This window comes from Marinobacter sp. UBA5687 (genome assembly GCF_002420325.1).
GTDB lineage: Bacteria > Pseudomonadota > Gammaproteobacteria > Pseudomonadales > Oleiphilaceae > Marinobacter > Marinobacter nauticus.
This window is the reverse complement of record NZ_DIHV01000064.1, coordinates 23,730-32,707: the sequence shown is the minus strand read 5'-3', so window position 1 is coordinate 32,707 and position 8,978 is coordinate 23,730. Positions and strand designations below refer to the sequence as shown.

Below are 8,978 nucleotides of genomic sequence, written 5' to 3'. Positions count from 1 at the left end.
ACGCTCTGGCTTACGGCTTCCGCCGGGTTCAGGGCGGTGTCTACCCACAGGTTCTTGGACTTCGGATGGGTCTTCACGAACAGTGAGCCACCACCCTGGCCATCCACCGTGCGAACCACCTTCCAGGCTTTGTCTGGATGGCCTTCCGGGTCGGTACCGATCATCTGGATGGTCTGATCACCCAGGTGAGAGGTCGCCCAGACCGGACCATGCTCGGGGTCAACAAAGTTGGCGCCACGTCCCGGATGCGGAATCTTGCCAACATCAACAATCGCCTCCAGGTTACGATCCTGAGCATCCACAACCGCAATCTTGTTGGAGTTGTTGGCCGCCGTCAGGAAGTAACGCATGCTGGCATCCCAGCCGCCATCGTGCAGGTATTCCGCTGCATCAATGGAGGTGATGTTCATGTTCTCCATGTCTTCGTAGTTCACCAGCATGATCTTGCCGGTTTCTTTCACGTTGACGATGAATTCCGGGTGGGCGTGGGAGGCGACAATGGCAGCTACCCGTGGCTCAGGATGGTATTCCTGGGTGCTCACGGTCATGCCCCGGGTGCTCACAATCTTCTTGGGCTCCAGAGTGTCGCCGTCCATGATCACGAACTGCGGTGGCCAGTAGGTGCCGGCAATGGCGAGCTTGTCTTCCCAGCCCTTGTACTTGGAGGTTTCGACAGAGCGTGCTTCCATGCCGACCTTGATCTTGGCGACGGTCTGCGGTTCTTCCATCCACAGATCGATCATGTTGATCAGGGCGTCACGACCGATAACCAACACGTAGCGGCCGGAGGCAGACATCCGGGAGATGTGCACTGCGTAGCCGGTATCGATGATCTTCACGACTTCCTTGGAATCACCGTCGATCAGGGCGATCTGGCCGGCATCACGCAGGGTGACGCTGAAGATGTTTTCCAGATCCAGGTCGTTCATTTGCTTGGTCGGCCGGTCTTCCGGCGGAACGATCACTTCCCAGGTTTCCTTCATGTCAGCCAGGCTGAATTCGGGAGGCATGGGAGGCTCGTGCATGATGTACTTGGCCATCAGTTCCACGGTTTCTTCATCGAAGTCACCGGACGTCAGCCAGTTCGGCATGCCGGCCGGGGAGCCGTAACTGATAAACGCCTTGAGGTAGTCGATACCGCGCTCCTGGGTGATGTCCGGAGTCAGCGGTTTACCAGTGGCGCCTTTACGCAGTACGCCGTGACAGCCGGCGCAGCGCTGGAAGTAGATCTGCTTCGCTTTCTCGAATTCTGCATCGGTCAGATCCGGCGCACCTGGGGAGCGAACAATTTTGGCAGATTCCGCATCTACTGCACTGGGGGTGCCTTCATAGGCCATGGTGGACTTGTCAGGATCTTTCGGGGCTGCCTGTGCGTTCATTACGCCCAACGACGTAATGGCCACGGCCAGTGCCAGCGGCTTGATCATCAGTTTGGTTACTCTCATCAGGTTCTCTCCTTGGGGTTCAAGAGTACTCCTAGGTTTCTCTTGTTATGGCTTATGAACCTTGATTAATGTCAGAAAGATGCTGGTTTTCAAGAGAGTACCTCGCAGGTGGTAGATGGCGTATGCCTAAAGATCACTGGATACCTGCCACAAATTTAATCAATATCAAGGCCATGAAATTGTTGGGATTGCAGCATGACTGTGATCCTTCAGGAGAGCGCTGATGAAACGGTCCGCACTGGGCGTTTGCTGGCAAGTGAGTGTATTGGCTACCGCCCTGATGCTGACGGCAGGCGCTGTTGCCGGGGCACCGGAAACCGAGGATGAGTTGGCCAATTTTGTCATTCAGGATTGTGGCTCTTGCCATGGCCTGAAACTGAAAGGCGGCCTTGGCCCGCCCTTACGGCCTGAGGATATCGAATCCCTGCCAGAGGCAGCTATTGCAGCCATCATTCGGGAGGGCGTTCCCGGTACGGCGATGCCACCCTGGAAAGCCCTGCTGACCGACCAGGAAATTGCCTGGATCAGCGAGCAGCTGAAATCCGGCGCCCTGATTGCCCCCGAAACCGATTCTTCCCGAAGCCGATAACCGAAGGACTCACGATGAAACGTCTGTTTGCACCGATTGCACTGACCATCGCCGCCACCGTGATCACCGGCTGCCAATCCCTGTCGGTGCCGGAGCCTGTTGAGCTTCGCGGCACAGGTGACCTGGGTTTGATCATAGAGCGGGCCACCGGCTCAGTATTGGTGGTGGACCACTCCGAACATGAAATCCTGGGCCGGGTAGAAGGCCTGGGCGATTTGTCTCACGCCTCAGTGGTGTACTCGCGGGATGCCCGCTACGGCTATGTGTTTGGTCGTGATGGCGGGCTCACCAAAGTCGACCTGCTCACCCGTACGGTGATCGATCGGATCATTCAGTCCGGCAACAGTATCGGTGGAGCCATTTCCCAGGATGGTCGTTACGTGGCGGTGTCCAACTACGAGCCCGGCGGCGTGAACATTTTCGACAGTGAGACCCTGGATACCGTGGTGGAAATTCCCGCGTACTATACCAACGCCCAGGGCGTGCAGGATCAGTCCAAGACCGTGGGCCTGGTGGATGCCCCGGGCAACCAGTTTGTGTTCAGCCTGTTCGAGGCCGGTGAAATCTGGACCGTGGATATGCACAGCAATCCGCCGGGCGTGACTCGCCATGAGGCTGGTAAAGAGCCCTACGACGCGCTGATCACCCCCGATGGCCGCTTCTATATTGCCGGCCTGTTCGGCGAAGACGGCTTGTCGATGATGGATCTGTGGGAGCCGAAACAGGGCGCGCAGACCATCCTGCCGGATTACGGCAAGGGCGAGCAGCGCCTGCCGGTCTACAAGATGCCGCACCTGGAAGGCTGGGCCATCGCCGACGGTTATGCCTTTGTGCCGGCGGTCGGTCGCCATGAGGTTCTGGTCGCCGATATGGAAGACTGGAGCATGGTGCAGCGCATTCCGGTGCAGGGCCAGCCGGTGTTTGTCATGGCCAGCCCGGACAACCGCCAGATCTGGGTCAGCTTTGCGCACCCGAAGAACGACGTGGTGCAGGTGATTGATTCCCGCACCCGGGAAATCATCCGTACCCTGGAGCCCGGCAAGTCCGTTCTGCACATGGAATTCACCCCGCGCGGTGAGGAAGTGTGGGTATCTTCCCGGGACAGTGATCGGGTGACCGTCTATAACACCCGAACCCTGGAAGAAGTGGCAACCCTGCCGGCACAAAAGCCGTCTGGCATCTTCTTCACCAACCGGGCGCACCAGCTGGGCTTGTGAGATGAGGGTGGCCGCTGGCGGCTGGCTGTTTATGCTCTGGGCCGGTACCGTCAGCGCCGGCCAGTTTTCCGGGCCGGTGCGACTTGAAGTACAAACGGAATCCAGGTCTGTCACCGTGGCCAGTTACCGGCTGCAGCGTTATCTCGACAAACAGAACTGCAAGGCAGAGCTGGTGTTCAATCAAGCCGTTGAGGGTGAGGCTCAGGTTGAGAGTGACCTGGTGTACCGGCAGGATGGCTGGGAGGGCAGGCTCAAGCTCCGGGCCGTCAACGCCGATGGCCAGGATCCGGTTCCGGTCTGGGTAACCCGGAGAACCGCCGGTGTGAGAACACTGGGGGAGCTGGAAGGGCGGGATGTCTCGCTGGTGGCAGGAACTGATCCGCTCTCCGGGCAGCTTGCACTCAAGGCCCTGGCTGCCGAGGGTATAACGCCGAAACCGGGGCAGCGATATGAAGCAGGTGATTTCAGCTCTGCCCTGGGTTTGTTGCTGCACAACAACACCCATGCGGCGGTCTCGGAACTTGGGTTGGTGACGCCGTTCCTGGAATCCCAGGGCCTGGCCATTACCTGGCAGGGAAAGCCCGTTTCAGGTGCTGGCTGGTATGCCGGTACCGACACCACGAACCCCGGATTACAGCAGTGCCTGAGGGCATTGCTGGAACTGAAGCGCAGCGACGATCGCCAGATATTCAATCTTTTCCCGGAATGGGTGCACGGCTTTGCCTCACCCGATTCCCAGCCTTAAAAGGAAGCTGTTTATGACCTTCTACCAACCCGCCGGCAACGAAGTCGAACTGTTCACCGCCGCTGCCGACAACGGCCTGCCGGTACTGATCAAAGGCCCCACCGGCTGTGGTAAAACCCGCTTTGTCCGCTACATGGCCGAAAAACTCGGTCGCCCGGTCTACACCGTGGCCTGCCACGATGACCTTACCGCCTCTGACCTGGTTGGCCGCCACCTGATCGGTCCGGACGGCACCTATTGGCAAGATGGTCCGCTGACCCGGGCGGTGCGGGAAGGCGGAATCTGCTACCTTGATGAAGTAGTGGAAGCACGAAAAGACACCACCGTGGTACTGCACCCGCTGGCGGACGACCGCCGGGAACTGCCCATCGAACGCACCGGCGAACTGCTCAAGGCAGCACCCGGTTTCATGCTGGTGGTGTCTTACAACCCGGGTTACCAGAGTTTGCTGAAAGGCATGAAACCCAGTACCCGGCAGCGTTTTGTCTCCATGAGCTTCGATTACCCGACGCCGGATGTGGAGCAGACCATCGTTCAGCAGGAGTCCGGCTGCGATGCCGACCTTGCGAAGCAGCTGGTAGGGCTGGCAACCTCGCTGCGCAAGCTCAAAGATCACGATCTGGAGGAAGCAGCCTCAACTCGGTTGCTGATCCACACCGCATACCTGATCGCATCCGGTATGCCCCACATCGAAGCCTGCCGGGCCGGAATGATTGAGCCGCTATCGGATGACGCGGTCACTGTTAACGCACTGATGGAGGTGGTGTATGCCGTATTCGGGCAGTCCGAAGACTGAACCGCCCGGGGCGATTGCCCCGGTTATCTGGTATTTGCTGAACCTGCTGGCGTTGCCGATTATCGGCTTCGTTGTGTTACTGACGATTGCCATGAAATCCGGTGATGCGCATGCGTTGCGGCGGGCCCATAGCAAGGCGGCGGTTTATATGTCGATACTGGGAGCTATGCTGATCAGTTCGGGGGTTGCTGTTTGCTGGCTCATCTACGGCAACACCGGGTTATTCTGGACCTATGCCATTGTCTGGGCTGTCGTTCTGCACACGTCGTTCGTACTCTGGGGGATGATTGCTCTGGCGCAGGCTATTGGCAACAAGCCGCCTATGTTTCCGCGGCGATTGTTGTAACTTGAGGTTTGGTGCAAGGCAGGGTCGGGTAGGTCCTTCCAAAAAACGCTCCTTGCGGCACATCCATGTGGCGCTTCTGTTCCGCCATCCATGGCTCCACAAATTTTTGGAAGGACCTACCCGACCCCGCCGTTCGATCCTTCTCACGGGATTCCGCGGCGCGTGCTATTAGCCTGCCAGGTGAATTCCTGCCAGAACCGAGACAACGACAACCGCCCAGCCCTGAGCTGCCATACGCCAGCCCCAGGGGGCATGTTTCATTTCCATAAAGTGATCAACGAGTAAAACCGCTTTTACGATCACCAGCCCAAACACCAGCCAGACCAAAACCGACATGTCCGCACCGGCCTGCAAGGCCAAAACTGGCGTCATCGTACAGATCATCAGCGCGATATAGACCACTAGCATCAGAAAGTCTCCTCAGGCCAGGACATAGAGCATCGGGAACAGCACCAGCCACACCAGGTCGACCATGTGCCAGTAGGAGGCGCCGGACTCCATGCCGTTCATGTCGTCGCCGTTGTAGTCGCCTTTTTTCACCTTTACCGCCAGCACCACGAGGATGATCTGGCCCAGCACCACGTGCATGAAGTGGAAGAACGTCAGGAAGAAATAGAACATGAAGAAGGTGTCGGTGCCCAGGTTGTAGCCGTTGGCGTAGAGGTCCGCGTATTCGTAGAGCTTGCCGAAGGTGTAAATGGACGACGCCGCGATGGCGGCCCAGAGCAGGGCGGTTGTGCCGGTTTTCCGGTTGCGCAGGCGATGAACGGACAGGGCGACCAGGTAGCTGGCGGTGATCAGGCCAACGGTGTTGATCAGTCCGGTCCAGGGATGTAGGGCCTCCTTGCCGGCGGAGAAGGTGGCCGGGTCCAGGCTTCGGGCCACGCCATAGCCGATAAACAGAATGCCGAACACGGCCAGTTCCGCAAAGATGAAAAACCATACCGCGATGTCGCCGGGCAGGTGCCGCCTGTGGGCGGCTTGTACGTCAGCCATGACAGTCTCCGTTAACGGGTCAGGTTCATGTACAGCTTGGGTAGCTGGCCGGGCAGTTGGGTCGGGTCTTTGATGACCACGAAGTTGCTGCTGCCGAACACGTAGGGCAGGTATTCGTTGGCTTCTTCGTCGATGGTCACGCAGAACGGGGTCAGCCCGGCCTTGTGGGCTTCCTGCACGGCCATGCGGGTGTCTTCCACGCCGTAGCGACCTTCGTACAGGTCCAGGTCGTTGGGTTTGCCGTCGGTCAGCAGAAGTAAGATTTTCTGGTGCTCTGGCCGGGTCTGTAGCAGTTTTATGGACTGACGGATGGCGGCGCCCATACGGGTGTAGTAGCCCGGTTCCAGGGCCTGGATACGGCCTCTTGTGGTGTCGTTGTATGGCTCGTCGAAACTCTTGATGTGGTGGAAGCGAATGTGGTCCCGCCGCCTGGAGGAGAAGGCAAACAGGGCGAACGGATCGCGGCTGGCGGTGAGAGCTTCGCTCAGCAGTTGCAGGCCGTCCCGGGCGATGTCGATCACCCGCTGGTGGTTATTGATGTAGGTATCGGTCGACAGCGAAATATCCGTAAGCACCAGGCAGGCGAGGTCCCGCTGGTTCTGCTTGCACTGGCGGAACAGCTTCTGATCCACTTCGCCAATGCCGCGTTTGTGCTGCACCATGCGTTCCAGGCATGCGTCCAGGTCCAGCTCTTCCCCTTCCAGCTGCCGGCGTTCCCACTGGCGCAGAGGTTTCAGCGCACTGAACTGGCGACGCAGGGTCCTGGCGGAGCGATTCAGGTGCTCTGGCAGCGGCGACGGCGTGGCGTCTTTGCTGAGCAGTGGCTGCAGGCAGCAGAATTTTGCCCGGTAATCCTGGCGGCGCCAGTCCCATTCCGGCAGATGAATGCCCGGGCCCAAATGCAGGTCGTCATTTTCTTCCGAGGGCAGGTCCAGGTCGAACTTGATTGCGGAGGAGGCTTCGCGCCGGTCCTGGGACACGGAGATCATGTCCATGTCGTCCGCCACGGCATCGGCGTCTTCCTCTTCGCTGTCGTCGCCGGCGCGGTCGATGGGAATGAATTCAGACCAGGAAAACAGGCTTTCCAGCCGGAACAGCATCAGCCCCTGGTCTTTATCGAAAGCATCCACCCGTTCGGCGCGGCGGCGTTTGCGTTTTTTGGCCAGGCCGCCGGATTTGGACATGGTGTTGTCGTCGCCAATGATCTGGCCTTTGAGTTTGCCCCGGCCCAGTACCGGATACAGCCAGAGCACCACCGGCCAGGGGTCGGTCAGGGCTTCTGGCAGGTCGTCTACGCTGCCCGGGTGAATCAGGGCCTGGCGAATGGCGGCCTCGCGCCTGGCTTCGTTGCCACGAAGGCTGTCTGGTTCCGGACGCCATTGCAGCGTGTGTTTTACCAGCCGCTGGTACATGGGCTCCAGGCCCGGCCAGCGGCTCAGCAGTTCCTGCACCATGGCCTGATTGCCTTGCAGCCAGCTGTGGTGGTGAATTTCGCCGAGCGACGCGAGGGCTGCCAGCCACAGGTACAGCTCCCGGTTCACCTTGCGGGACGGGAACAGGGCCAGTCTGTCTGGCAGGCGCAGGCTTTCTTCATCGCGCCAGGCCAGTTCAAATTTGCGGTGGGTGCCGGCCAGCTTTTGCAGGAATCGCCGGCGAATCTGGAAATGCCGGGGCTCAGCAGTCACCAGACTCAGAGCAGGGTCTCCGCCCATGGCCCGGAACATGACACCGAGTGTGCGGGCTTCGTCTTTCAGATGCACGGCATACTCGGGGAATTCGCCCATGGCCTGGCGGGTTACGTAGTCGTGCCATTTCAGTCCGACCCACTCTTCCATCTCGTGTCCTCGTCGTTCAGGCCCGTGATTGTCGCGGGGTGGATTCCACCTGGCGCACGGGAATCAGCACCGTCTGTTTGCCAGGTTCGCCGGGCTCCCAGGTCAGCAGGGAGCCTTCGGGGTTGTCTTTCTGTACTTCCCGGCAGGCGCTCACGCACTGCAGGCACTGGGTACAGCTGAATTTCGCCCGCTTATGGCTGCGGGTGGGCAGGCGCATGGGACAGGCTTCGTCGCAGGCTTTGGTACAGTCCCGGCACGCGGCAGCGCGTTTGGTATCGAAGGTAACCACCCGGCCCTTGCCGTTGGTCATCCAGGCGATGCTTTGTACCAGCCCCACGGCGCAGCCATATTTGCAGAACAGGTGCCGGGCAAACAGGAAATCGAAGGTAAAAACAGCGGTTGCTACCGCCAGGAAAATGCCGGGATACAGCCCAAGCTGGCCTGTCACCAGATCGGTATACAGGGCCATCGGTGGCAGCAGATATGAAAGTAATGCCAGGGCCCAGGAAAAACCGATCAGGGCGCACACCAGAGTAAGGCCGGCCCAGTGAATGGCCTTGCCTGTGCTGCCTTTTTTCAGGGCTTCCCAGAGGGTTGGGCGGCCGGTAATGCGGGTCATCAGGTCGTTGATGGTTTCTACCACGGAGAAGTGGGGGCACAGCCAGCCGCAATACAGGCGGCCCCACCTGAAGGCAATCCACAGAACCAGAGGCACCAGCACCAGAATGGGCAAGACAAACCAGAACAGGATCTGGCCAGCCACCTCGGCGGGAGTGCTCTGGGCGACCCAGTCCAGATTCAGGTTAAACGACAGGGGAAAGCCCAGCAGTATGAAGCGGGTTTCGGTCAGGTCGTAACGGAAAATATTGAGTACGGGCGCAAGCAAAAACAGCAGGAAGAAGGCGCTGCGGGTAATCAGGCGCTTCTGCTGGAGGGTGTCTTTCGGGTTGACGGCTTGCGCATGCACAGAGGTTGTCCAGGGTTTCGGGAATGTGCCGGGGCCCGAAGG

Annotated in this window: 10 protein-coding genes; 5 read left to right on the top strand and 5 right to left on the bottom strand. The window is 59.4% G+C overall.

The genetic code is table 11. From position 1 onward, the window contains the following. A partial coding sequence (locus B3Y70_RS06950; protein ID WP_288589469.1) for a nitrite reductase occupies positions 1-1,445 on the bottom strand: 1,445 nt, incomplete at its 3' end. Positions 1,446-1,668: 223 nt separating this feature from the next. Between B3Y70_RS06950 and B3Y70_RS06945 the strand changes: the two genes are divergently transcribed. The 5 genes from B3Y70_RS06945 to B3Y70_RS06925 are packed head-to-tail and all read left to right on the top strand — an operon-like array spanning position 1,669 to position 5,138. Then, positions 1,669-2,034, top strand: coding sequence for a c-type cytochrome (locus B3Y70_RS06945; RefSeq protein WP_278350464.1), 366 nt, complete (start codon positions 1,669-1,671; stop codon positions 2,032-2,034). Positions 2,035-2,048: 14 nt separating this feature from the next. Continuing rightward, complete coding sequence (locus B3Y70_RS06940; RefSeq protein ID WP_278350463.1) at positions 2,049-3,251, top strand: cytochrome D1 domain-containing protein; 1,203 nt, start codon at positions 2,049-2,051, stop codon at positions 3,249-3,251. A 1-nt stretch (position 3,252) separates the two neighbouring features. Next, positions 3,253-3,996, top strand: a complete 744-nt coding sequence (locus B3Y70_RS06935) for a PhnD/SsuA/transferrin family substrate-binding protein (protein ID WP_278350462.1) — start codon at positions 3,253-3,255, stop codon at positions 3,994-3,996. Between the two features lie 13 nt (positions 3,997-4,009). Continuing rightward, positions 4,010-4,792, top strand: coding sequence for a CbbQ/NirQ/NorQ/GpvN family protein (locus B3Y70_RS06930; protein ID WP_278350461.1), 783 nt, complete (start codon positions 4,010-4,012; stop codon positions 4,790-4,792). Continuing rightward, positions 4,764-5,138 (top strand): hypothetical protein, encoded by a 375-nt coding sequence (locus B3Y70_RS06925; RefSeq protein WP_278350460.1) that lies wholly within the window; start codon positions 4,764-4,766, stop codon positions 5,136-5,138. Before B3Y70_RS06930 ends, B3Y70_RS06925 begins: the two co-directional genes overlap by 29 nt. Positions 5,139-5,306: 168 nt before the next feature. On the opposite strand, the gene B3Y70_RS06920 is transcribed toward B3Y70_RS06925, so the two are convergent. Genes B3Y70_RS06920 through B3Y70_RS06905 form a run of 4 tightly spaced genes read right to left on the bottom strand, consistent with a single transcriptional unit; the run spans position 5,307 to position 8,936 of the window. Next, on the bottom strand, positions 5,307-5,546 hold the full coding sequence (locus B3Y70_RS06920) for a cytochrome C oxidase subunit IV family protein (protein WP_011786561.1): 240 nt from the start codon (positions 5,544-5,546) through the stop codon (positions 5,307-5,309). A 12-nt stretch (positions 5,547-5,558) separates the two neighbouring features. Then, positions 5,559-6,134 (bottom strand): cytochrome c oxidase subunit 3, encoded by a 576-nt coding sequence (locus tag B3Y70_RS06915; RefSeq protein WP_153740639.1) that lies wholly within the window; start codon positions 6,132-6,134, stop codon positions 5,559-5,561. 11 nt (positions 6,135-6,145) lie between these two features. Next, positions 6,146-7,969 (bottom strand): nitric oxide reductase activation protein NorD, encoded by a 1,824-nt coding sequence (locus B3Y70_RS06910; RefSeq protein ID WP_153740640.1) that lies wholly within the window; start codon positions 7,967-7,969, stop codon positions 6,146-6,148. Positions 7,970-7,985: 16 nt separating this feature from the next. Continuing rightward, positions 7,986-8,936 (bottom strand): 4Fe-4S binding protein, encoded by a 951-nt coding sequence (locus B3Y70_RS06905; RefSeq protein ID WP_153740641.1) that lies wholly within the window; start codon positions 8,934-8,936, stop codon positions 7,986-7,988. Between the last annotated feature and the right edge of the window lie 42 nt (positions 8,937-8,978).